The organism is Serratia sp. ID 25-353 (assembly GCF_054792795.1).
This window is the reverse complement of sequence record NZ_CM139236.1, coordinates 1,404,132-1,427,797: the sequence shown is the minus strand read 5'-3', so window position 1 is coordinate 1,427,797 and position 23,666 is coordinate 1,404,132. Positions and strand designations below refer to the sequence as shown.

Genomic DNA, 23,666 nt, shown 5'->3' with positions numbered 1-23,666 from the left:
TGTTGGTTTTGGTTGGTGCCGTGAGGAGTCGGTGGGCAATCAAGATGAGCGAAATCCTTAATCCCTGTGTCAGCTGCGGCGCATGCTGCGGTTATTTTCGAGTGTCATTCTATTGGGCCGAAGCCGAAGACGGCGGCGGCATCGTCCCCCTTTCCCTGACGGAGCCTTTAACCCCGTTCCTGCGCTGCATGCAGGGGACCAACAGCAAGTCCCCCCGCTGCAACGCGCTGGATGGCGAGATTGGCAAAGCCGTGTCCTGCTCGATCTACCTCAATCGGCCCAGCCCGTGCCGGGAGTTCGATCAGTCCGGTGAAAACGGCCTGCGCAACGAAGCCTGCGATCGCGCTCGCGAACGCTACGGCCTGCCGCCCTTGCCGGTGCCCCTGCCGCTCTCGCTGCCTGAGACGACGATCGTTGAAGAAATAGGCGTAGTGCAATTCGCGGGGTGCCACAGCGGCGTGGAACAGGGTACAATCACCCACTGATTTATCTCTGTTTTCCCGACGCCAAGGAGTCTGCATGCCTATCACGGCCAACGCTTTGTACCGTGACAGTTTTAACTTTTTACGCAACCAACTGGCCAGCATCCTGATGCTGGCGCTGTTGACGGCGTTTATCTCCGTGCTGCTGAATCAGGCCTTCAGCCCCGATGCCGAACAGTTGGCGACGCTCGCTGCCACCACCAGCGATTTCGCTTCGTCTACCGGCATGGGCATTCAAGAAGTGATCCAGCAGATGACGCCGGAACAGCAGATGGTGTTGCTGAAAGTGTCGGCGGCCGCCACCTTCTCCGCGCTGGTCGGCAACGTGCTGCTGGTCGGCGGGATGCTGACGCTGATCCGTCTGGTGTCGCAAGGTGACCGCACCAGCGCCCTGCGCGCGCTCGGCGCCTCGGCGCCCGATCTGCCGCGTCTGTTGCTGCTGCTGTTTATCTGCACCCTGCTGATCCAGCTCGGCCTGACGCTGTTTGTGGTGCCGGGCGTGCTGATGGCTATCGCCTTCGCGCTGGCGCCGGTGATCGCCTCCGTCGACAAAAAAGGCGTGTTCGCTTCGCTCAAGCTGAGCAGCAAATTGGCCTTCGCCAATGCGCGCGTGCTGGTGCCGGCGATGATGCTGTGGCTGGCGGCCAAACTGCTGGTGCTGTTTTTGGTGAGCCATCTGTCGGTGCTGACGCCGAACGTCGCCAGCGTGGTGTTGACCGCGTTGAGCAACCTGGTATCTGCCCTGCTGCTGATCTACCTGTTCCGCCTGTACATGCTGTTGCGCGGCTAACGCCGACGCAACCAAAACCCAAGGGGCACGCTTCGGCGCGCCCCTTTTTTGTTTACCCCGCCGTGGTGGCTTCCGCCTGCTCCTTACTCTGAATCAGCTTCAGCGCCAGATACAGGTCCGGCACCAAAATCAGCTCTTTGTCGCGTCCTAAGCGGTTGATGCGGAACCAACGCGTCAGCTCGGTGCGGCGCCCCGCCAGCACCAGCCTAACGTTACGCTGTAACAAGTCACGTTTCAGTTCGTCGATGGCCGCCAGCACGCTGATATCGGCATGGGTAAAACTGGCTACCGCATCCACCACCACCCAGCGCGGCTGGAACGGCGTGCCGTCGACCAAATTGAGAATACGGCGTTTGAAGTACGCCACGTTGAAATAGGTCAGCGGCGAATTGAAGCGATACATCATGACGCCAGGCACCGCCTTCACCCCATTGTTGTTGCCCATGGAATGGATCATGCCTTCGTCGTTGACGCCCAGCAGCTGTTCCGTCGGCCGGAAGACAGTGCGCAGAAACTGCATCAGCCCCAGTAACACCGCCAGCCCGATGCCGCTGATCACCCCCACCAGCAGCACGCTGAGGAAGGTAAACAGCGCCAGGCGGAACGCCTGCGCGTTGCGGCGGCGCAAGATCCAGATGCCACGGATGTCCAGCAGCGACCAGGCCGCATACATCAGCACCACGCCCAATCCTGCCACCGGGATAAACTGCAGCGGCGCCATCAGGAACAGCAAGACGAAGGCGATTACTGTGGCTGCGATGACCGACACCAGCTGGCTCTTGCCGCCGTTGGCGTCATTCACCGCAGTGCGCGAATCCGCACCGCTGATGGCGAAACCTTGCGACAGCGCGGAGACGATATTCACCAGCCCCAGCGCACGAAACTCGGCGTCGGCGTTCACCTCATAACCGTTCTTGGCGGCGAAGCTGCGGGCGGTGAGCATCATGCTGACAAAGCTCACCACCGCCAGGTTGAGCGCCGGGATCACCATGTCGCGCAGCAAACCGGGCTGGAAGTCCGGCCACTGGACGATCGGCAACACGCCGCTGAAACCGCCCACCGTCACCACGCCATGCTGCTGCAGACCGCCGGCCCAGGTGACGAACGCCGCCATTACGATGGCGAACAGTGGCGCCGGCCAGTTAGGCCGCCATTTTTTAAATCCGAGCAGCGTCACCAGCGTCAACAACGACACCGCCATCGTCAGCCAGTCGCTGTGCAGCAGGTTACCGGGCAGCGCGTAGATGCGCTCGATCAGCTGCGCCGGGCGCACCGTGAATCCCAACACCTTGCCGATCTGATCGACGATAATGGTGATCGCCACCCCGTTCAGCAGCCCGCTGAGGATCGGCCTCGACAGCAGATCCGCCAGCGCCCCCAGCTTGAATCGGCTGGCCAGCAGGCACCAGCCGCCCATCATCGCGGTCATCATGATGGTCAGTTGCCAATGGCGCTCCATATTGCCCGCCGCCAGCGGCGTCACCACCGCGGCGATCACCGCACAGGTGGCGGCGTCGGGCCCGACGATCAGCTGGCGCGACGAGCCGAACAGCGCATAGGCCACCATCGGAAAAATACAGGAATAGAGCCCCACCACCGGGCTGACCCCGGCCAGTTCGGCGTAGGCGATGGCCACCGGCAAGGCGACGGCGGCGACGGAAAGGCCGGCGCGAATATCCGGCTTGAGCCAGCTGCGTTGATAGCCCAATAAATGCGTCAAACCCGGCGTCAGGGCCTGGAGAGATTTCCACTGCATGCTGTTTTCCGCGGTAAATTATCTGGTTATTATGATACTTACTATGCGGCCTGCGGCCCGCGCTGGCAATGCGCCCGCGCTTTCTCGCGTAAGTTTATGCAAATTCCTGCTTTCGCGGCAGAAATCCGCCGGCCAAACGCCGATAATCGGCAACGCCCGGCGGTACACAGAGCTCGCCGAATCCGGTATAGTCGGCCGATGAACAGATGATGGATTGATTTATGAAGCAGTTTCTTGATTTCCTCCCGTTAATTGTCTTTTTCGCTTTTTACAAGCTGTACGACATTTACGTCGCTTCCGGCGCGTTAATTGTCGCCACCGCGCTGGCACTGGTGTTCACCTGGGTGAAATACCGCAAGGTCGAGAAGATGACGCTGATCACCTTCCTGATGGTGCTGGTGTTCGGCACCCTGACGCTGGTGTTCCACAACGATTTGTTCATCAAATGGAAGGTCACGGTGATTTACGCGCTGTTCGCGCTGGCGCTGCTGATCAGTCAGTGGGTGCTCAAAAAACCGCTGGTCCAGCGCATGCTGGGCAAAGAGCTGACGCTGCCGGACAACGTGTGGAGCAACCTCAACCTCGCCTGGGCGGTCTTCTTCCTGGCCTGCGGCCTGGCGAACATCTATGTCGCCTTCTGGCTGCCGCAAAGCGTCTGGGTCAATTTCAAAGTCTTTGGCCTGACGGTACTGACATTGGTCTTCACCCTCCTCAGCGGTATCTATATTTACCGGCACATGCCGGAAGAACAGAAAAAATAGTTACAAAATTGTTAATGCCTGCGGCGCTTGCCGCGGGCAGTATGATGTTATTCCCTCCTTTTAAAAGCAGACTGCTATGACACAACAACGACCTTTACCCAGCGGCGAGCTGGTGCTGCGCACGCTGGCGATGCCGGCCGATACCAATGCCAACGGTGATATCTTCGGCGGCTGGCTGATGTCGCAAATGGATATCGGCGGCGCCATCCAGGCAAAAGAGATCGCCGAAGGGCGCGTGGTGACCGTGCGCGTGGACGGCATGACCTTCCTGAAACCGGTGGCGGTAGGCGATGTGGTTTGCTGCTATGCGCACTGCATCCGTACCGGGCGCAGCTCGATCACCATCAATATCGAAGTGTGGGTCAAGAAAGTCTCCTCCGCCCCGATCGGCCAGCGCTACCGGGCGACCGAAGCGGTGTTCACCTATGTGGCGGTCGATGCGGAAGGCAACTCGCGCGCGCTGCCTGAGGGCAAAATGAATTTCCGTGTCGGCTTCGAAGAATAAACTGACGCTACGCCGCAAATGCAAAAAGGGTCGCCGAGGCGACCCTTTTTTTGGTGGAGACCAAACTCAGTTCAATTCGGTCGTGCCGTTCAGCTTGAAGCGGATAGTGACGGTACGATCTTTCGCTTCTTTGGCCTCATAGCGCCATTTACGCATCGCCTGCTTCACTTCACGCTCAAACATGTTGCGCGGTTCGGCCGACAAGATACGCACGTTGCTGACGCGCCCATCGCTGTCGATATCGAACTGTACCCGCACGTTGCCTTCGATCTGCAAAGCCTGGGCCCGCGGCGGATAGAGCGGATTGGCGCGGCTGATCGGCCTTGGCCCGACCTCGCGCGAGTTGCCCTGCACCGGCGCGGCAGGCGCCTGTTTCACCGGCGCTTTATCGATCGGTTTGGCCGGCGAATCATTGTTGAACGGCGAAGGCTCGCGCGGCTCAACCTTCTTCGGTTCCGGTTTAACCTGTTTTTCGACCTTTGGCTTCGGCTTAGGTTTCGGTTTCGGCTTGACCGGCTCCGGCTTCACGATCGCCTTCGGCGGCGGCTCCACGATAGGTTCCGGTTCTGGCTCCGGCTCAGGTTCGACCTGTGGCGGCTCCGGCTCGGCCGGCGCCGGTGGCGGCGGTTCGGCCATCGCGGCGGTGTTGACCATCATGACGCTGATCGGCGCGTCCTCTGGCTTCGGCAACTCCACCACTTCTTTTACCGAAGCGTAAAGCAATCCCGCCACCAGGGCGCTGTGCAGGCCTACGGACAAGACGAAAGGCACGGATATACGGCGATTAAGGAACATCTTTTTTAGCGGCATAATGATTCTGTTTCCTCTGGTTCGCCAAGTTTAAATGCAAATAGCAATCATATTCAATAACGAAAGGCAAACTATCGCTTTAATCGTCAGTATGCGCGGCTAAAACCAGCAAACTCATAAGGATATTAACCTGGCCGTTGCTTTTTTATCGCCAGGACGACACGCTTGATTAACGTTTGGCCGGGCGTCAAAAAATAAAAAACCCGCCGTAGCGGGTTGATTGCGGTGATTAAGCGTTATTCTTCATCGCCATAGTAAAGCACGCCCAGCTTAATCAGCGGCCGACCTTGTGCCTTGCGGTGCAGGTTGGTGTCGCGCAACGAATAGACGCAGCCGCAGTATTCCTGCTGATAGAAACGTTCGCGTTTGCTGATCTCTATCATGCGCGACGAACCACCCTTCTTGCGCCAGTTGTAATCCCAGTACACCAGATCGGGATATTTTTCCGCCGCCCGGATGCCGCAGTCGGTGATCTGCTGCATGTTCTTCCAGCGCGAAATGCCCAGCGAGCTGGAGATAGTGTCGTAACCGTGCTCATGCGCATACAGCGCCGTGCGCTCGAAACGCATGTCAAAACACATGGTGCAACGAATGCCGCGCTCCGGTTCATTCTCCATCCCCTTGGCGCGGGCGAACCAGTTGTCGGTGTCGTAATCGGCATCAATGATCGGCACCCCGTGCTGCTCGGCGAAACGGATGTTCTCTTCCTTGCGCAGCAGATACTCTTTTTGCGGGTGAATGTTGGGGTTATAGAAGAAAATGGCGTACTCGATCCCGGAAGCCTGGATCGCTTCCATCACCTCGCCGGAACACGGCGCGCAGCAAGAGTGCAGCAGCAGTTTACTTTTGCCCGCCGGCAAATCGAGTTTTTCCCTTACCAGTTCCGTCATATCCTCACCTCAATGGCATATCAGTTTAAGCGCGCCGCACTATACGAATAAAAAGTAGCGGCTTCAAGGCATAAGCGCCAATCCGCCGGGAAATTCGCCGCGCACCGTTCCCCTGCTGCGCCTTTTGCGTTACCTTGGTAGCACCGTTTTATTGCCATGATTTTAAAGGTGAAACATGCTTTATCTGATCTACGCGCAAGACGTCCCCCACTCGCTGGAAAACCGTCTGGCGGTGCGCCCGGCACACCTGGCGCGTCTGCAGGCGCTGCGCGACGCCGGCCGCCTGGTGGTCGCCGGCCCTAACCCGGCCATCGACAGCAACGATCCCGGCGCGGCCGGCTTTACCGGTTCGACGGTGATCGCCGAATTCGAGTCGCTGGCGGAAGCTCAGGCCTGGGCGCAGCAGGATCCTTATATCGCCGCCGGCGTCTACGCCGACGTGACGGTGAAACCGTTCAAACAGGTGTTCTGATCTCCAGCCCGCCCAATACCGGGAACGCCCGTCCGCGCGCCGTTCCCGGATCAATGCGTGCTCTCATCCTAACCCGTCGGTAGAAAAAATGCCCTCCCGCCAGGGGCTGCCGCGTCGCCCGCCTATACTCTCCTGAACCTGCGGCATCGCCGCGAACTCCGGAGATCGACCGATGCGACTCGACGTACACGCTCACCTGTGGAGCACAGAGTATCTGGATCTTTTGCAAGCGCATGGCGTGCACGAAGTCGCCGCCTATCGGCAATTGGGCGCCGGCCGCAGCGAGCGTGAACTCAACGCGCGCTTCGCCCTGCTGGACAGCGCCGGTATCGACATGCAAATCCTGTCGGCGACGCCGCTGTCGCCGCATCTGGAAGACGAACAGGCGGCCGTTGATGCCGCGCGCCGGATCAATGATGAATATGCGGAACTGGTAACGCGTTATCCCACCCGCTTTCGGGCTATCGCTTCCTTGCCGCTGCCGCATATCGACGCTGCGTTACGCGAGCTTGAAAGGGCCCTTACCCAGCTCAATATGCTGGGCGCCTGCATCACCACCTCAGTGCTCGGGCTGTCTATCGCCAACCCGCTGTTTGAGCCGCTCTATCAGGAACTCAATCGCCGCCACAGCGTGTTGGCCATTCATCCCGCCGGCCGCGGCGCGCACTCGCCGCTCATCGCCGATTACGCCTTGACCTGGTCGATCGGCGCGCCGATCGAAGACACGGTCGCCGCCATGCACTTTATCCTCAACGGCATCCCCCAACGCTTTCCGGAGATGAAAATCATTGTGCCGCATCTGGGCGGCCTGCTACCGATGACGCTGGAACGCCTCGACCAAACCGTCGCGTGGGAGGCGCCGAATACGCCGGAACCCCCAAGCCGCGCCGCCCTGCGCATGTGGTACGACACGGTAGGCCACGATCAGGTGCCCGCGTTGCAAGCGGCGGCAGCGACTTTCGGCACTGAGCGGCTGCTGTTCGGCACCGATTTCCCGTTCCAACCGGGCGAACTGTTTCAAACCACGGTGGACTACATCCGGCGCGCGGGTTTGCCGGAGGAAGATGTGAACGCCATTTTGGATCGCAATGCGGCTGCGCTGTTTGGGCTGGGCGCGGACTGAAGATCCGTCCTCATTCAGTAACAGGCAGGAGACCCCATTCCGGCCCCGGATTTCGGCTAGCCCAAGTGGGTTTTATGCGGTTCTTTCACGTTGCGCTTCACGCAGGCCAGCGACAGCCGCGCAAAACGCTGCGTCCTCAATGTCGCACACCCCTCGTAATAACGGGATGTGCGACATGTCGTGAACCGGTCAATGTTGGGAAACTGCGTCAGACCTGTCGCAGGTAAACATCCGTAATGCGCAGGTCAAAGTTGCTTTTCATTTCGGTGACGTCAATAAGCAAGAAAGCGTGCGTAGCCCAGTCTGGCGCTCGCTCGAAGGCGGGAGGCTGCGTAGGATAGCCCTGCATTTGGCCTGGGATGATAACGCTCTTCAGATCAGATTCATTGCCGCTAAATTGATAGGTGTAAACGTGACCGGTTTGCTGCTTGAGAATTTGGGGTTCAACGTCTTGTTGCGGACCATATTCGCGCAGTTTCGCCCATAGGATTTTGACCTGGCAGCGTTGCCCATCACCCGCGTAAGTGTTGGCGCGAACATGGTGAATAACGCTGCCATAGCCTTTCAGGCTGACGGTTCCCAGCACCGCCTGGAACACACCATTACCAGCCGCCGCGTTGCGCCCCAATGAAACGAAATCGGCCTGGCGGATAAGGCTGAAATTGGTGCTGTTAGTCGTACCCCACCCGTAGCGAGATTTGCGTACCGTATTAACGCCTCCCGGCGGCAGAACCCAAACTTCCTCAGTCCATTTGTCGCTACCGTTGCTATACGTCGTGCCATCCAGCCAATTGTCCTGCACAGCGGTATCGGTTCGCACCTGAGTTAACAGATAAGGCCAGGCGATAGGCAATTGCGTATTACGCAAAGAGACAGAACCCGTGCCATCAATCCAACCACTGACGTTGGTGTCACCACCTTGTTGCATCTGACCGATATTGACTTTATCAAATACCACTCGCGCCAAATCACCCACATAGAATGGGTTAGAGGTTGTCGGATAGGCCGTTGGGCTACCGCCGGCTTTGAAGGTAAACAGACCGCCGATAATGTTGACCTTGCACCGTTTAGCATCCGGAATGTTCAGGATGTAATTTTGTGGGCCATAGCCCTCAACGTGACAATCGCGGAAAATATGTTGCCCACCCTCGATATGCATATACTTTCCGACATGGCTGGAGGAGGCTTGCGGCCCGTTCTTACCGTAAATGTAATCAAAGGAACAGTTTAAGAAATAGCTGTAGCCCCCCTGTAGTTTCACACCGCAATTGCTCTGAGCGAAAATACAGCTGTGGAAATTCATCTCTTCACCGGAATTGGAAGTATTGTCGGGGAAGTAATAGCAAATGTCGCAGTGATTGAAACTAAAGCCATACATACGCAGGAAGTAGAAATCGGTAGTGCCGGTTATGCCATAGGCAAAACCTTCGATCCCACCGCCGATAAAGGTCAGCGAATTGCGGCCATAGCTAGCCGAGAGCGAAGTAGAAAACGTCATGCCATCGACAAATGAATTGGCGCCAGGGCCAATCATACGCAAATTTTTCACGCTGAGATTGCCCTGGGTATAACCGGCGTTGTTTTGCCATTGAATCGCGACTTTACGGTCGGTGGCGTTGCCCTGTGTCATGGCGCTAAAATCCAGCAAGGCGCCGGAGAAATCGTAATCGACGGTTTTCAAATCCAGCTTCAGCGTTTCCGTACATTTAAATTGCCCGCTCCCGAACTGCAGATTCCCGTTTTTCAATACGCGTGAACCGCTGGATACAGCCTGCGAACTGGCATAATCGTGAGCGGCTTGAATGGCAGCGGCATCCTCTGAAATACCGTCACCTTTCGCGCCGAACATATAAGGCGACACCGTGCCAGCAACATCCAAGACGCGCACCCACAACCAAGCAGCGTTGGGGCGGATGAACATCCCGCCATCATCCATCGGTGTCGATTGTGCTTTGGCGACGAAGATACCGCCGCCGATGGGTTGACGATTGCCGGCATTCCAATCGCCGTAGTATGCGGTCACGGCGATCAATTCGCCGACTGCGCCAGGAAGAGTGTTTCGTAACGTAGCGATATCAGGGCAGGTATTCATCATATTATCCTCACAGAGTTACTGTATTTATATACAGCCATATAACTCTATGAACGAATGAACCCTGCATCAATAGCGGGAGTGTTGTTCTATTGCCCACCGAACATACCGGCCTATTGGATGTAACGCCTCCTTCTGCTCCTTTTATCCCCCATACAAAAGCAGAGATGCCGTTACGCGGCGAGTTTTCCCCGCAACACCACCTTGCCCGGCTTGATCTCGGGATCGGCAATACGGCGGATCGCCAGATTCAACGCTTACCAGGCGATCTCTTGCAAATCGTGTGACACGCAGGGGAAATGAAAACCGTAGATCTCGGCATGCGAAACCTCATCGATGCTGAACAGCGACACGTCCTGCATCAACGGCAGCCGATGTTCGATACAGGCCTTGATGATGCCCAGGGAGATCTGGTTATTGCAGCCAACGAAAAAGTCCGGGGCGCGGTTATTGGCCAGCCAACGGCTCGTCTCTTGCCAGGCGACGTCCATTAAGAAACTGCTGTTCGGCACCGATTTCCCGTTCCAACCGGGCGAACTGTTTCAAACCACGCTGGACTACATCCGGCGCGCGGGTTTGCCGGAGGAAGACGTGAACGCTATTTTGGCTCGCAATGCGGCTACGCTGTTTGGGCTGCAGGATGTGAAGCGGCCCACATAGGTTTGGCCGCGTTTACTGCACGATGTGTTCACCGCCCTTAAAATACTCGCCGATGACTTTCTCCAGCATCGCCGTCGCGGGCTCGCCGTCGGCGGCGAAAGATCGCAGCAGTTGCACCTCATACGGCGCGACCGGTGGCAACGCTTCGAGTATCCGCATCGCACCAGAGAGTCGTGCCCGATCGAGCAACGTGACGGCTAGCCCCGCCTCTACGCAAGAGGCCACCACGCTGGCCGAGGGACTGCTTAAAATGACCCGCCATTGTCGCCCCGCCGACGTCAACGCCTCGAGCATCGCTTCGCGATAAGGGCAGTCGGCGGCATGCAACGCCAGCGGCAGCGGCCGGTTAGCCTGCAGCGCCAGCGAACGGCCTCCGGCCCACACGGGTACTGTCACCGCGACCGGTGTCTGACAGTGTCTCCCCGAGGGTTGAACCACCAGCGCGAGATGCAGCCGATTACGACCAATTTGTTCCACCAGCGCCTGACTGGCAGCGGTAGAGACCTCCAACTCCACCGCGGGAAAACTGTCGGCAAACCGCGGCAAAATATGACGTATCACATGAGAGGCGTACTCATCAGGCAATCCCAATTTGATATGGCCGCTTAGCGGCGCGCCCTGCAGTTCCCGCAGAATATCGTCATGAGCGCTCAGCAGCCCGAGCGTCGAGGCCAGCAGCTTGCTTCCCAGCGGCGTCAGCACCACGGACTGATTGTCACGCTCCAGCAGGCGCCCACCCACCACCTGTTCCAGGCGCTGGATATGCACGCTCACGGCGGCGGGGCTGCGATTGACAAATGCCGCCGCCGCGCGAAATTGCCCCAAACGTGCAATGGCATGAAAAGTGCGCAAGAGATCGATATCCAATGTCGGTCGCATGATTTAACTCCATTAAACAACTGAACGAAAATTATTCGATTTATTAAATTATAGCCACACACTACCATCGGGCGGAAAGGAGGTGACCATCATGTCCCTGCCATCATTTCGCCCCTCTTCCCACTGCGGCAAACATCACGGCAAAGCCGCCCTCTGGCTGGCTGTGGCCGAGGTCCTGCTGATCGTGGCCTGGAGCTCCGGCTTCGTCGGCATCCGCTTCGCCGCTGATTACGCGCCGGTGTTGCTGGTGGCGTTTTGGCGCTGCGTGGTGGTCACGTTCGCGTTGCTGCCGTTTAGTCTGAGCGCCATCAGGCGCGCATCTCCGCTGACGATAGCTGTTCACGCCGGGATTGGGTTGCTCGCCATGACCGGTTACCTGACCGGCGTCAGCAAAGGCATCGAATATGGCGTGCCGGCCGGGTTGGCCGCACTCATCGCCGATTTGCTCCCTCTCGGCACGGCACTGCTGAGCATGTTGTTGCAACGCCGCCTGCCCGATGGTCGCGTTTGGTCCGGTTTAACCTTGGGGGTTAGCGGGGTAACGCTGGCGACCGGCAGCGCCATCTCATGGGGAGACGCCCCATTGTGGAGTTACCTGTTGCCGCTGGCGGGGATGCTATCGCTCGCGCTGGCAACGCTGTGGCAGGAACGGCTGCCGCGGGCGCACGTAATGAGTTTGCCGGCCACGCTGGGGATACAAAGCGCGGTTTCCGCGCTGGCTTTCGCCGCGCTGGCCGGCAATGAAGGCCCGCTGCTGCCAACGGTAACGACGGGGTTTGTGTGCGGCGTGCTTTGGACCGCGCTACTGGCGACGCTGGCCGGTTACGGTCTGTACTGGTTGTGTCTACGGCTCACTTCTGCGCTGCGCGTGACGAGCCTGCTGTTTCTCAGTCCCTTCGTCACCTTCTGCTGGGCGGGGTTAATGTTCAATGAACCCCTTTCCTGGCCCATGCTGCTAGGCGCGGCGACGGCAGGAAGCGGTTTGTGGCTGCTCATCCGTCCCGCCGGGCGGAATGAGCCAAAAATAGTGCAACGCGCTGAAAAATGACGGATAAGGCGAACGGCGGCGCCGTTACGCGACGAGTTTTCCCCGCACCACCACCTTGCCCGGTTTGATCTCGGGGTCGGCAATACGACGGATCGCCAGATTCAACGCTTGCCAGGCGATCTCTTGCAAATCGTGCGACACGCAGGGGAAATGAAAACCGTAGATCTCGGCATGCGAAACCTCATCGATGCTGAACAGCGCTACGTCCTGCATCAACGGCAGCCGATGTTCGATGCAGGCCTTGATAATGCCCAGAGAGATCTGGTTATTGCAGCCGACGAAAAAGTCCGGCGCGCGGTTATTGGCCAGCCATCGGCTCGTCTCTTGCCAGGCGACATCCATAAAGAAATCGGCATACAGCACTTCAAGCGACGCCACTTTCCCTTGCAGTGCCGCCTGCAGCCCTGTGACCCTGTCCCGTGCCACGTTGGAGTTCTCCGGCCCGGATACCACCACCACCCGCTGCGCTTTCTGTTCCAGCAGCCAGCGCCCCGCCTGGAGGCCGCAGTCCAGGTTATCGATGTACACCCCGCTGCAGTGGCGATTATCCAGCTCCCGATCGATCAGTACCACCGGGATATTCAATGTTTCCAACCGTTTTAGATAGGAAGGCTGGTACAGATGATCGTTGGAGATAACCGAGAGAATGATCGCATCGACGTTGTAGCCAATCAGTTTGTCGATGATTCTGTCTTCGCTTTCCTGAGACTCATAGGAGTCGAACACCAGGGTGTCATACCCCATTTTTTGCGCTTCAAGCGTCATCAAGCGTGTCAGGCCGCCAAAGAACGGGTTGGCCATATCAGGGTTGACGATGCCGATGGTTCTGCTGCTTTTCGCACGCAGGTTACGCGCCGCGGCATTGACCACATAACCGAGTTCGGCAGCGGTCTCCCGAATACGGCGCAGCGTTTCCGGATGAACCTTGTCCGGCTGTGAAAATGCCCGCGACGCGGTGATTTTACTGACGTTTGCCTGTGCGGCCACGCTAGCCAGCGTCGCTTTCCGTCCTCGACCCACTGCCAAATGCAGCTCCTTAGCTTAGAGTATCATTTTGTACCATTAACAACATCATGACAGAACTTTCATCGTGGCGCTAATGGTTTACGCCTGCCAGGCGGTTAATCCGGGGATCGGTAAAGATATCCAACTCATCACGGCTCTCGGAAGAGAACTCGGACACCACCGCCCCGCGCTTTCCAGCCTGAAACCAGTGCCGGGTATTGGGCGCGATGGTGTATTGTTCGCCAGGCCGCAGGAGGATATAGCGATTGCAGGTATACCAAGGCTCCGCCCCCTCTGGTACTCGGCATACCGGTTCGCCGCCGGCGTCATTAAGCGTCAGGTTTTCATCATCGACAAACAGAAACACCTCGCCCCAGCGGCAGCGGAACGTCTCTTGCTTGCCGGGCGTGCCGGCGAAAGGAGGATGCAAATGTTCCGGGCAGGTTTGCCCCGGAAACAGCACCAACTCTTTCGCACAATACCGAGGTGAGTTGACATAGGTCAGCAGCTGCAGCCCTGAGACGGGATAGTCGGCCAGGCCAAATGTCGCAATTTCAATGCGTTGCTGTTCTTCTTCGGTCAAAACAATGTCCGCCTCGCGCAAATATTCCAGCGTAGCGGCTATGGCACCTTGTTGTTTTTTCATCACTTCCCCTGCAAAGTAACGGTATCGATATCAGCATGCTGATATTAAAACCGTCATTGCCCCGCCGATTTTGTGATCTTCATCCCTATATTGAATAACAACCCACCAGCAAAATTAACTCCAGTCGAGTAATTCCAACATCGATCACAGTTTAACCACCCGCTTTAGCTCACTATCGCCGCATTGAAATGATACCGTTACCATAAAAATGATTCACCAGGAGGCAATATGAAAGCATTAGTGTTGGCCAAAGCGGGGGAAATCGCTATCGAGGACGTCCAGCTTGCCGAAACGCTGGGGCCCGATGATGTGCAGATAAAAATTCATTCCGTGGGCATCTGCGGCAGTGATGTTCACTATTATCAGCATGGACGCATTGGCCCGTTCGTGGTTAATGCTCCGATGGTGCTCGGCCATGAGGCCTCCGGGGTGGTGCTCGCGACAGGTAAAAACGTCACTCACCTCAGCATCGGCGATCGCGTTTGCATGGAGCCCGGCATTCCCGATCTCAACTCGACGCAGACGCGCGCCGGTATTTATAACCTTGACCCGGCCGTTCGCTTCTGGGCAACGCCGCCGGTGCACGGCTGCCTGCGCGAAACCGTCATCCACCCTGCCGCCTTCACGTTCAAATTGCCGGACAACGTCAGTTTCGCTGAAGGCGCCATGGTGGAACCCTTAGCTATCGGCATGCAAGCGGCCACCAAAGCCGGGATCAAACCCGGCGATATCGCGCTGGTGATCGGCGCCGGGCCGATCGGCGTGGTCACCGCCCTCGCGGCGCTGGCGGGCGGCTGCTCGGACGTCATTATTTGCGATCTGTTCGACGAAAAACTCGCCGTGGCGGCCAGTTACGAGGGGCTGCACGCCGTCAATATCAAAACCGGCGACCTGGCGGGGAAAGTGGCTGCGCTCACCAGCGGCAATGGCGCCGATGTCGTGTTTGAATGCAGCGGCGCAAAACCGGCTATTGCAACGCTGGCCGAACATGCGGCGCCAGGGGCGACCGCCGTGCTGGTCGGCATGCCGATAGATGCTGCGCCGCTGGATATCGTCGCCGCACAGGCCAAGGAAATCACCTTCAAGACCATTTTCCGCTACGCCAACATGTACCCGCGCACGCTGCGGCTGTTGAGCAGCGGCAAGTTGCGCGTCCAGCCATTGATAAGCCAAACCTACAAGTTCTCCGACAGTGTAGCCGCCTTCGAGCGCGCGGCGGCGGGACATGCCTCAGACATCAAAATCATGCTGGAAATGGAGTGATCCTATGGCGCTCTATGCTGGCATAGACTGCGGTACGCAAGGCACGAAAGTCGTGATTGTCGACAGCGCACAGGGCGTGATCCTCGGTGAGGGCAATGCCCCTCACCGCCTCATCAGCCAAGCCAATGGCCGGCGCGAACAAGAGGCCGACTGGTGGATAGAGGCGTTAGTCATCGCTTTTCGCCAAGCCGTGACTAACGCCGGCGTTGATGCACGGGAGATTCATGCTCTGGGGGTCTCTGGCCAACAACATGGGTTTGTACCGCTGGACGCAGACGGCAACGTGCTGCACAGCGTCAAGCTGTGGTGCGATACCGAAACCGCAGAGGAAAACGAACGGCTCCTGCAACAGCTCGGCGGGGCCAACGGCTCGCTGGAAACACTCGGCCTGCGGATCGCCACCGGTTATACCGCGTCAAAAATCCTTTGGTTCAAGACGCACCATCCGGCGTTGTGGGCACAACTGCATACCGTGTTGTTGCCCCATGACTACTTGAACTTCTGGCTGACCGGGGAGCGCGTAGCGGAGTATGGCGACGCTTCCGGCACCGGGTTGTTCGATGTGCGCACCCGTCGCTGGAGCAAAACCGCCGTCGATCTCATCGACGACAGCGGCCGCCTGTGGCATGCCCTGCCGCCGCTCAAAAGCGCGGACTGCTGCATCGGCACGGTGCGCCCCGCTGCCGCAGAGAAGCTCGGCCTCGGCCCGGCAGTTCGGGTCTCGACCGGCGGCGGCGACAACATGATGGCGGCCATCGGTTCCGGCAACATCGAGGCCGGCACCCTCACCCTGAGCCTGGGCACCTCCGGCACGCTATTCGCCTGGTCCGCCGCCCCCGTCACGGCGGAATCGGACATGATTGCCGGCTTCTGCTCCAGCACCAACGGGTGGCTGCCATTGATTTGCACCATGAATGTCACCTCGGCCACCACTGCGGTACAAACGCTGCTGGACGAAGACCTTGCCGGCTTTAACGGTTTATTGGCACAGGCTTCGCCCGGCGCAGGCGGTGTTGAGATGCTGCCGTTCTTCAACGGCGAACGCGTTCCGCCATTGCCCCACGCGCGCGCCAGCCTGCATAACCTCGATAGCGACAACTTTACCCGCGCCAATCTCTGCCTGGCGGTGGTCGAAAGCGCCACCTACGGCCTGCGCTACGGCATCGAGCTGTTTCGCCGTCAGGGCATCGAAGCGCGCGAGATCCGCCTCACCGGCGGCGGCGCCCGCAGCACCGCCTGGCGACACATCGTCGCGGACGTAATGGGGTGCCCGGTGGTCTGTCTGAAAGCCAAAGAGACCGCCGCGCTGGGCGGCGCCGTTCAGGCGATGTGGGCGACGATGTTGGCCGACGATCCGCGCCGGAACGCCGGCGCGCTGCTGGCCGAACTGTGCCAACGCTTTGTTGCGCTGGATGAAGCCACGCGCACACGGCCAAACGCCGACAGACAGGCGCAATACGAAACGCTTTATCAACGTTACCTGCAACGCTTGCAGCAGACCTACCCGGAGGTGCAACTGTGACGCGAGATCCCCATACGCCAGCGCCCGCCTATCTGCTGGAGGTCAGCGGCGTCAGGAAAGCCTTTGGCCCGGTCGTGGCGCTGAAGAATGCGGAGTTTTGCCTGCGGCGTGGATCCATTCATGCCCTGTGCGGCGGCAACGGCGCGGGTAAATCCACCTTTCTCAGCATTCTGATGGGTTTTATTCAACCCGATGGCGGCGACATTTTTATCAATGGCCAACGCTGCGAATTTCATCATCCTCGGGAAGCCCTCAATGCCGGCATCGCCATCGTGCAGCAGGAACTGAGCGCGATCCCGGATTTGACGGTGGCCGAAAACATTTGGCTGGGCCGTGAGCCGCGACGCCTGGGATTCGTCGACTTCACAACGCTCAACCAGCGCACGACCCGCCTGCTCAAAGAACTTGATTTCAAGATCGACGCACGAGAAAAAATGCGCAACCTGAGCGTCGCCGAGCAACAGCTGGTCGAGATCGCCAAGGCGCTGTCGCATGCCAATGCCGACATCATCATCATGGATGAACCCACCTCGGCGATTGGCGAAGAGGATGCGCAAAAAATCTTTCAGACGCTTCAGCAACTGGCGGCGAAAGGTAAAGGCATTATCTATGTCTCCCACCGTTTGTCAGAGATATTCCAAATCGCGGACAGCTACACCATCTTCCGCGACGGCGCCTATATCCATGAAGGTTATATCGCCGACATTACTCGTGAACAGCTGATCGAACACATTATTGGCGGCGAGTACGACAGCGAGTTCGCCAAATTCAATCAGCCCGGCGAAGAGATCTTGCTGGAGATCAACAACCTGTGTTGGCGCAGCAAGATAAAAGATATCAGCCTGCAACTGAAGCACGGTGAGATCCTGGGCATCTATGGGCTGGTGGGATCGGGCCGCAGCGAGTTTCTCGATCTTATCTTCGGCGTTCAGCATGCCGACAGCGGCACGATCCGCGTGGGCGACAAGACGCTGAACCGCCATTCTCCGCGCAAGGCCATCGACAGCGGTATTGCCTACGTGACGGAAGATCGCAAGGAAACCGCTCTGGTGCTGTGCCGCTCCGTCAGTGAAAACATCAATATCGCCTCTTTTGCCACCATCAGCCGGATGGGGTTTGTCAGCGAGAAACGGGAGCAGGCGCGAACCCGCGACATGATCCAGCGCTTCAACGTTAAAACCCACGATGGCGAACAGCCCGTGGGCAACCTGAGCGGCGGCAACCAGCAAAAGGTCGTGCTGGGCCGTTGGGCGCTGCTGGATCCGGAGGTTTTGCTGCTCGACGAGCCGACGCGCGGTATCGACGTCGGGGCCAAGAAAGAGATCTATCGATTTATGTCGGAGTTCGCCCTGCAAAACAAAGGGATCATTATGGTTTCCTCCGAGCTTTCGGAAATTATCGGCATGAGCGATCGCATATTGGTGTTTCGTGACGGGCAGTTGGCCGGCGAGCTTTCGGCAGCCGATGCGACCCAGGCAGCACTGATGAAACTTGCGGTTTAACAGAGAGAGAAAAAAAATGAGCAGCGCCCACTCCTTATCACCAGGAATTTCATTTTTCACCCGCAATAAGCGCCGTATGCACAAATACGGCATTATCATCGCCTTTTTCGCACTGTGCCTGATCGTGGCGCTGATTGGCGAATATCAGGTCGCTCAGGGGGCCTGGAGCAGCAACTATTTTCTCAGCAATGAAAACACCCTGATCGTCCTGCGCCAAGTCTCGATCAACGGCATTCTGGCCATCGGCATGACCTTTGTCATCATTACGGCCGGTGTCGATCTCTCCGTGGGCTCGGTGCTGGCCTTAAGCGGGATCGTCGCCGCCCGCTTCGCCACCAACAACAGCGGATTGGCTATCGGCGACACCGCGACCGCCGTCATGGCGCCGCTGATTGTGGCGCTGGGTATCGGCATCGTTTGCGGCCTGGTGAACGGCACCGTGTTGGCGCGCTACCGGCTGCAGCCGTTTATCGTCACCATGGGCATGCTCTCCGCGGCGCGCGGTTTAACCATGTTGACCACCAACGGCAATCCGGTATCGCAATTGAACAGCGATTTCCGCTGGTTAGGCAATGGCTATGTCGGCGGCGTTCCTGTGCCCGTCATCATCTTCATCGTGCTGTTCGCCCTCGCCTGGCTCGTGCTGAATAAAACCCTCTTCGGGCGCTACATCTACGCCGTCGGCGGCAACCCGAAAAGCGCGCGCACCTCGGGGATTAACGTGACCCGCATCAAAATACTGGTGTATACGCTGTGCGGCGCGCTGGCCGGTATCGCCGGCCTGATCCTCACGGCGCGCACCGGTTCGGCGCAGACCAACGCCGGCGCAGGGTATGAGCTGGACGCCATCGCGGCGGTAGTGATCGGCGGCACCAGCATGGCCGGCGGCGTCGGTACGCTGGTCGGCACCTTCTTCGGCGTGCTGATTATCGGGGTGATGAATAACGGCCTCGATCTGCTCGGCGTGCAATCGTATTACCAACAAATTATCAAAGGCGCATTGATCGTCCTTGCCGTCTTGCTCGACCCCTCGCGTAAGCAACAGCGCGATTAATAACATCAGACCCAACTCTACCAGGAGAAAACCATGAATAAGACCAAGATAGCGTTGTTTGCCTCTGCCCTGATGCTGGGCAGCCTGTCGGCTGCTCAGGCCGCCCCGGTTAAAATCGCGGTATTGATGTACGGCAACAAAGCCGAGTTCGTGCAATTGATGGAAAGGTTCGGGAAGGAACACCCGGCGGTGAAAAGCGGCGAAGCCGTGCTGACGTTCTACGATGGGCGTTATGATGCATCGGTGCAAAACGATCAGGCCGCCACCGCTATCCAAACGCGCGCCGATGCCATTATCGTCAACCCTATGGATTTTGAAGCCAATATCGATATCGTCACTAATGCCAACGAAGCCAAAATCCCGGTGGTGGTCACCAACGCGCGCCTGAACACGGACGCGATGACGTCTGAAGTGGTGTCTAATGACGAGTTGGGGGGGTATCTGGAAGCCAAAGCCGTACTGGACAAACTCGACTGCAAGAACCAGAAGGTGAACGTAGTGATTATCGAAGGCCCGAAAGGCGGCAGCGGCGAGATCCAGCGCGGCAAGGGTAACGATAAAGCGATTGCCGAGTGCGGCGCCGGCCAGGTCACGGTACTTGAGCGCAAAACGGCCAACTGGTCACGCGCGGAAGCGCAGCCGTTGATGGAAAACTGGCTGCAGAAACACCGGGGTAAAATCAACGGCGTGATTGGCCAAAACGACGAGATGGCGCTGGGCGCTATCGAGGCAATTAAAGGCGCCGGCCTGAATGTGAAGGACTTCGCAATTGCCGGCGTTGACGGCGTTTCCGACGCGATTCATGCGGTACAGGCCGGTGAAATGGTCTCTATTCTGCAAGATGCCAAAGGCCAGATGCAGGGTTCCATTGACGTCGCGCTGCGCGCCGTGAAAGGTGAAAGCTATCAACCACAGTCGGACATCTGGAAGCAGTACGCCAAGGATCTGAAATGGGAGGGTGGCACGCAGAAGCATTACTACATTCCGTGGACCGTCGTTACCGCAGAAAACGCCCAAGCGCTGTTGGACGCCCGCAAATAACCCCCCCGCCCCCTGGCTCCAGGGGGCCCTGCCTGGGCGCTTGCCTGCAAAAAAAAGCCAGCACGGAGTGGCTGGCTTAAAAGTTCTTCGAGGGAATATCTTGTTCGATAAACATACGCCTTTCACTGCGGGCTTTGCTAGCTATCAGTGCGATAGGCACCCTCAGTTAAAATCAACGCCTGCATATCGGTAAACATCGTTTCCCATTCCGCCTGGCTGATATCCATCAAACCAAAGTAACGCAGCATAAAGGCGCCTTCGGTGGCGAGAAACGCCAGGCGCGCGCGCTTGCCTTCTTCCGTCGTCAAATCCAAACCGGCGATGCGGCTGCGATACCATTCGCGCGTACTCGCCAGATGCTCCGGCGTTTGGATCAGCGTCGCCATCAGCCCGGCGGCCTTGGCGCTGGCGGTCTGATCCGAACTGTGGGTGGCCAGCATATGCGCCCGCACGGCGGTCTGCGGCGAAGGATCGTCGCCGGCGATAGCGGCGAACAGCGCCTCGTAGGCACTGCCCCAGCGATCGAACATGGCATCGATAAGCGCGTCTTTGCTGCCGAAGCAATACTGCACCCCGCCCTTGGAGATCCCCATCGCTTTGGCGACAGCGTCGATGGTCAAGCCGGCGGCACCCTGGGTGGCGACGATCTCTTCGGCGGTGTCCAAAACCTTGTCGCGATCGATGCTGCGTTGACGTCCCATTAAGAAACCCTTCTTTTCAATACGAACGTATGGATATATATTATCATCAGTATACCACCCGGCGTCGCCGGTGGCTTACCCGAATGGCGGCGCCTCCGCGCCGCCCACGTTAACTGGATATGAATTATGTACGCCAAGAACCGCTGGTTGATCCTGACGATGGTCGCCAGCGCCCTGTTCCTGATCGTCATCGATATGACGGTGTTATATACCGCCCTGCCGCGCTTAACCCAGGCGCTGGACGCCAGCGCCTCGCAAAAACTCTGGATCGTCAACGCCTATCCGCTGGTGGTGGCCGGCCTGCTGCCCGGTGCCGGCATGCTGAGCGATCGCATCGGCCATAAACGGCTGTTTCTCGCCGGGCTACCGGTGTTTGCCGTCGCGTCGCTGTGCGCCGCGTTCTCGCCCACCGCCGAGTGGCTGATCGCCGCCCGCGTGTTCCTCGCCGTTGGCGCGGCGATGATGATGCCCGCCACGTTGTCCATCGTGCGCCACGTCTTTACCGACGAACGCGAGCGCGCGCTGGCGATCGGCATCTGGGCCTCGGTGGCCTCCGGCGGCGCGGCCATCGGCCCGGTGGTCGGCGGCCTGCTGCTGGAGTATTTCTGGTGGGGTTCAGTGTTCCTGATCAATGTGCCGGTCGTGCTGCTGGTCTGGCCGCTGGCGTGGAAACTGATCCCGCGCTGCGGTGGCGATAACCCGCGCCCTTCGGACATCGTCGGCTCGGTGCAGATCATGATTGGCCTGGTCGGCGCTATCTATGCGCTGAAGGAGCTGAGCAAGCCAACGCCTGATGCGATCGCCCTCCTCGTGGCGGCCACGATCGGCGTGTTGTTCCTGGTGCTGTTCGTGCGTCGTCAGCAGCGCAGCGCCCACCCGATGATCGATTTCTCCCTGTTCCGCAACCGGTTGTTCGCGGGCGGCATCGGCGTGGCGTTGCTGTCGATGGTGGCGCTGATCGGCGTCGAGCTGGTGCTCAGCCAACGCCTGCAGCTGGTGCTCGGCCTCAGCCCGCTGCAGGCGGCGCTGTTTATTTTGCCGATCCCGCTGGCCTCGGCGCTGGCGGGGCCCGTAGCCGGCCTGCTGTTGCCGCGCTACGGCGAACGCAGCATCATCCTCGGCGGCTTTGTCCTGACTACCCTCGGCATCGCCGGTCTTGCCGCGTGGTACCAGAGCGGCATGGCGCCGCAATTGGTCAGCCTGGCGCTGGTGGGCTTTGGCCTCGGCGGCGTGATCACCGCCGCCTCCACCGCCATCATGCTGAACGCGCCGGAAGAGAAATCCGGCATGGCGGCATCTATCGAAGACGTCTCCTACGAGCTGGGCGGCGTGCTGGGCGTGACGTTGCTCGGCGGGTTGATGACCGCGGTTTACAGCCACAGCCTGGCGCTGCCGGCGGAGTTGCCGGTCAGCGATTTGGCCTACGACAGCATCGACGAAGCTTTGCGGCTGGCGGCCGGGCTGGCGGCCGATCGCGCGCAGCAGCTGACACAGCTGGCGCGCTTGGCCTTTGATCGCGCCTTTATTACGGTGCTGATCGCCGCCGCGCTGTTAATGGCGCTGGGCGCCGGCGCGGTAAAACTGGCGCTGCGCAAGTAACCGATAAAAGCGGCTTTTTTCGCCTGCGGAACCTGCGTAAACTGATTCGGCAATTTGCTCGACGGATTTATCGTCATCGGTTTGAGCGATGGCAATAATGCCTGTTATCGTGTTTAACCCTGCGATAAATCCGGTTACTGTAACAGCTATGGAAATTGATTCTGTCTACTATCGGAACAAATAATCAGGAGAAGATTATTATGGCAACGGCAAAGAAAGCAGCGAAAACCCATATCGGCCTCGACAGTAAACAATCGGCAAAACTCGCCGAGGCGCTGAATGCGCTGTTGGCGAACTATCAGGTGCTGTATATGAATGTGCGCGGCTATCACTGGAATATTACCGGCCCGCAGTTCTTTGAACTGCACGCGAAATTCGAAGAGACATATAACGATCTGCTGACCAAGGTGGATGAGCTGGCGGAACGCATTCTGACGCTGGGCTCGCAGCCGCGCCACGCTTTCAGCGACTATCTGAAAACCGCCGACATCAAGGAACACACCAATGTGACCGATGATAAAGGCACGCTGCGCGGCCTGTTGGAAGGGTATTCAGTCTTGCTGCAACAGCAGCGTGAGCTGCTCGCGGTCGCGGCAGATGCCGGTGACGAAGGCACCGCGTCGCTGATGAGCGATTACATCAAAGAGCAGGAAAAACAGGTCTGGATGCTCAACGCCTATCTGGGCAAATAACCCAGGCGCCATAACAAAACAGTCCCTCACGGGACTGTTTTCGTTTTACCACTCGCAGGATACCGCAAACAGCAGCGCGCGCCGATGCTGATCGTCCAGGCGGCGGCGCACCCGGATAATATGGCGATTGCTGCACGACTGGCGTTCCAGCCAGCGATGCCGGCGTCGTTGGCTCTGCCGCAACATGCGCCAGCGACCCACTTCATTTCTACTGCGTCTCATAATTCCGTCACTCGTTCGTCTAATGCCAACCGCGGGCATTATAGCCCTTTCCGCCCGTGATCCAAGCCGCAGTTATCGGCGGCACAGCGGGCGCCGTGCGGGAAAAAACCGCCCTTTCATTTTCAGCAAGTGCCTTAACTTCATCATATTT

The 23,666-nt window shown here is 58.6% G+C and carries 24 protein-coding genes and 1 pseudogene; 15 read left to right on the top strand and 10 right to left on the bottom strand.

What is annotated here, in order from left to right:
* Positions 1–44 precede the first annotated feature (44 nt).
* Both ACYF6X_RS06880 and ACYF6X_RS06875 read left to right on the top strand, forming a co-directional pair.
* Entirely contained in the window at positions 45–485 is a 441-nt protein-coding gene (locus tag ACYF6X_RS06880) for a YkgJ family cysteine cluster protein (RefSeq protein WP_063990051.1), read from the top strand.
* A 34-nt stretch (positions 486–519) separates the two neighbouring features.
* Entirely contained in the window at positions 520–1,272 is a 753-nt protein-coding gene (locus tag ACYF6X_RS06875) for a YciC family protein (RefSeq protein WP_130018077.1), read from the top strand.
* A gap of 52 nt (positions 1,273–1,324) precedes the next feature.
* Here ACYF6X_RS06875 and ACYF6X_RS06870 read toward each other — a convergent pair whose 3' ends face one another.
* A complete protein-coding gene (locus ACYF6X_RS06870) occupies positions 1,325–3,028 on the bottom strand; it encodes a SulP family inorganic anion transporter (RefSeq protein ID WP_130018078.1) in 1,704 nt (567 codons plus the stop codon).
* A gap of 221 nt (positions 3,029–3,249) precedes the next feature.
* Here ACYF6X_RS06870 and ACYF6X_RS06865 point away from each other — a divergent pair, with 221 nt between their 5' ends.
* Both ACYF6X_RS06865 and yciA read left to right on the top strand, forming a co-directional pair.
* Positions 3,250–3,789 carry a septation protein A gene (locus tag ACYF6X_RS06865; RefSeq protein ID WP_063990054.1) on the top strand — a complete coding sequence of 180 codons (540 nt, stop codon included), beginning with the start codon at positions 3,250–3,252 and terminating at the stop codon, positions 3,787–3,789.
* A 76-nt stretch (positions 3,790–3,865) separates the two neighbouring features.
* Complete coding sequence (gene yciA, locus ACYF6X_RS06860) at positions 3,866–4,294, top strand: acyl-CoA thioester hydrolase YciA (RefSeq protein ID WP_004932085.1); 429 nt, start codon at positions 3,866–3,868, stop codon at positions 4,292–4,294.
* A gap of 66 nt (positions 4,295–4,360) precedes the next feature.
* Here the strand turns inward: yciA and tonB are convergent, their stop codons facing one another.
* Positions 4,361–5,104: a TonB system transport protein TonB gene (tonB, locus tag ACYF6X_RS06855; RefSeq protein ID WP_016927510.1), complete on the bottom strand. Its 744-nt coding sequence runs from the start codon at positions 5,102–5,104 to the stop codon at positions 4,361–4,363.
* Positions 5,105–5,340: 236 nt separating this feature from the next.
* Positions 5,341–5,994 carry an epoxyqueuosine reductase QueH gene (locus tag ACYF6X_RS06850; RefSeq protein WP_025303057.1) on the bottom strand — a complete coding sequence of 218 codons (654 nt, stop codon included), beginning with the start codon at positions 5,992–5,994 and terminating at the stop codon, positions 5,341–5,343.
* A 175-nt stretch (positions 5,995–6,169) separates the two neighbouring features.
* On the opposite strand from ACYF6X_RS06850, the gene ACYF6X_RS06845 reads away from it, so the two are divergent.
* The gene (locus ACYF6X_RS06845) at positions 6,170–6,466 is read left to right on the top strand and encodes a YciI family protein (protein WP_063990055.1); all 297 of its coding nucleotides are present in this window, start codon (positions 6,170–6,172) and stop codon (positions 6,464–6,466) included.
* A gap of 172 nt (positions 6,467–6,638) precedes the next feature.
* On the top strand, positions 6,639–7,589 hold the full coding sequence (locus ACYF6X_RS06840; protein ID WP_130018079.1) for an amidohydrolase family protein: 951 nt from the start codon (positions 6,639–6,641) through the stop codon (positions 7,587–7,589).
* Positions 7,590–7,797: 208 nt separating this feature from the next.
* Here the strand turns inward: ACYF6X_RS06840 and ACYF6X_RS06835 are convergent, their stop codons facing one another.
* Positions 7,798–9,684 carry a hypothetical protein gene (locus ACYF6X_RS06835; RefSeq protein ID WP_080473401.1) on the bottom strand — a complete coding sequence of 629 codons (1,887 nt, stop codon included), beginning with the start codon at positions 9,682–9,684 and terminating at the stop codon, positions 7,798–7,800.
* Positions 9,685–9,854: 170 nt separating this feature from the next.
* Positions 9,855–10,184, bottom strand: a pseudogene (locus ACYF6X_RS06830) (substrate-binding domain-containing protein); the annotation flags it as partial.
* Here ACYF6X_RS06830 and ACYF6X_RS06825 point away from each other — a divergent pair.
* On the top strand, positions 10,075–10,341 hold the full coding sequence (locus ACYF6X_RS06825) for an amidohydrolase family protein (protein WP_074181217.1): 267 nt from the start codon (positions 10,075–10,077) through the stop codon (positions 10,339–10,341). The pseudogene ACYF6X_RS06830 and the gene ACYF6X_RS06825 overlap by 110 nt on opposite strands.
* 12 nt (positions 10,342–10,353) lie before the next feature.
* Here ACYF6X_RS06825 and ACYF6X_RS06820 read toward each other — a convergent pair whose 3' ends face one another.
* Positions 10,354–11,220, bottom strand: a complete 867-nt coding sequence (locus ACYF6X_RS06820) for a LysR substrate-binding domain-containing protein (protein ID WP_130018080.1) — start codon at positions 11,218–11,220, stop codon at positions 10,354–10,356.
* A 91-nt stretch (positions 11,221–11,311) separates the two neighbouring features.
* On the opposite strand from ACYF6X_RS06820, the gene ACYF6X_RS06815 reads away from it, so the two are divergent.
* Positions 11,312–12,268 (top strand): DMT family transporter, encoded by a 957-nt coding sequence (locus tag ACYF6X_RS06815; RefSeq protein ID WP_063990096.1) that lies wholly within the window; start codon positions 11,312–11,314, stop codon positions 12,266–12,268.
* 24 nt (positions 12,269–12,292) lie between these two features.
* On the opposite strand, the gene ACYF6X_RS06810 is transcribed toward ACYF6X_RS06815, so the two are convergent.
* Together ACYF6X_RS06810 and ACYF6X_RS06805 are read right to left on the bottom strand one after the other, a co-directional pair.
* Entirely contained in the window at positions 12,293–13,294 is a 1,002-nt protein-coding gene (locus ACYF6X_RS06810; RefSeq protein WP_063990097.1) for a LacI family DNA-binding transcriptional regulator, read from the bottom strand.
* 70 nt (positions 13,295–13,364) lie between these two features.
* Entirely contained in the window at positions 13,365–13,919 is a 555-nt protein-coding gene (locus tag ACYF6X_RS06805; protein WP_063990098.1) for a D-lyxose/D-mannose family sugar isomerase, read from the bottom strand.
* Positions 13,920–14,147: 228 nt separating this feature from the next.
* Between ACYF6X_RS06805 and ACYF6X_RS06800 the strand changes: the two genes are divergently transcribed.
* From ACYF6X_RS06800 to ACYF6X_RS06780, 5 genes are all read left to right on the top strand, one after another.
* A complete protein-coding gene (locus ACYF6X_RS06800) occupies positions 14,148–15,182 on the top strand; it encodes an NAD(P)-dependent alcohol dehydrogenase (protein WP_130018081.1) in 1,035 nt (344 codons plus the stop codon).
* A 4-nt stretch (positions 15,183–15,186) separates the two neighbouring features.
* Positions 15,187–16,704: a xylulokinase gene (gene xylB, locus ACYF6X_RS06795; protein WP_063990100.1), complete on the top strand. Its 1,518-nt coding sequence runs from the start codon at positions 15,187–15,189 to the stop codon at positions 16,702–16,704.
* Positions 16,701–18,206: a sugar ABC transporter ATP-binding protein gene (locus tag ACYF6X_RS06790; RefSeq protein ID WP_460925348.1), complete on the top strand. Its 1,506-nt coding sequence runs from the start codon at positions 16,701–16,703 to the stop codon at positions 18,204–18,206. Before xylB ends, ACYF6X_RS06790 begins: the two co-directional genes overlap by 4 nt.
* Positions 18,207–18,282: 76 nt before the next feature.
* Complete coding sequence (locus ACYF6X_RS06785) at positions 18,283–19,260, top strand: ABC transporter permease (protein WP_016927501.1); 978 nt, start codon at positions 18,283–18,285, stop codon at positions 19,258–19,260.
* 33 nt (positions 19,261–19,293) lie between these two features.
* Complete coding sequence (locus tag ACYF6X_RS06780) at positions 19,294–20,301, top strand: substrate-binding domain-containing protein (protein ID WP_063990102.1); 1,008 nt, start codon at positions 19,294–19,296, stop codon at positions 20,299–20,301.
* Positions 20,302–20,438: 137 nt separating this feature from the next.
* On the opposite strand, the gene ACYF6X_RS06775 is transcribed toward ACYF6X_RS06780, so the two are convergent.
* Positions 20,439–21,002, bottom strand: a complete 564-nt coding sequence (locus ACYF6X_RS06775) for a TetR/AcrR family transcriptional regulator (RefSeq protein ID WP_063990103.1) — start codon at positions 21,000–21,002, stop codon at positions 20,439–20,441.
* A 126-nt stretch (positions 21,003–21,128) separates the two neighbouring features.
* Between ACYF6X_RS06775 and smfY the strand changes: the two genes are divergently transcribed.
* Both smfY and ACYF6X_RS06765 read left to right on the top strand, forming a co-directional pair.
* Entirely contained in the window at positions 21,129–22,601 is a 1,473-nt protein-coding gene (gene smfY / locus ACYF6X_RS06770) for a multidrug efflux MFS transporter SmfY (protein WP_063990104.1), read from the top strand.
* A 200-nt stretch (positions 22,602–22,801) separates the two neighbouring features.
* Positions 22,802–23,293, top strand: coding sequence for a Dps family protein (locus ACYF6X_RS06765; RefSeq protein WP_063990105.1), 492 nt, complete (start codon positions 22,802–22,804; stop codon positions 23,291–23,293).
* A gap of 45 nt (positions 23,294–23,338) precedes the next feature.
* On the opposite strand, the gene ACYF6X_RS06760 is transcribed toward ACYF6X_RS06765, so the two are convergent.
* Positions 23,339–23,515 carry a YciY family protein gene (locus ACYF6X_RS06760; RefSeq protein WP_025159792.1) on the bottom strand — a complete coding sequence of 59 codons (177 nt, stop codon included), beginning with the start codon at positions 23,513–23,515 and terminating at the stop codon, positions 23,339–23,341.
* Between the last annotated feature and the right edge of the window lie 151 nt (positions 23,516–23,666).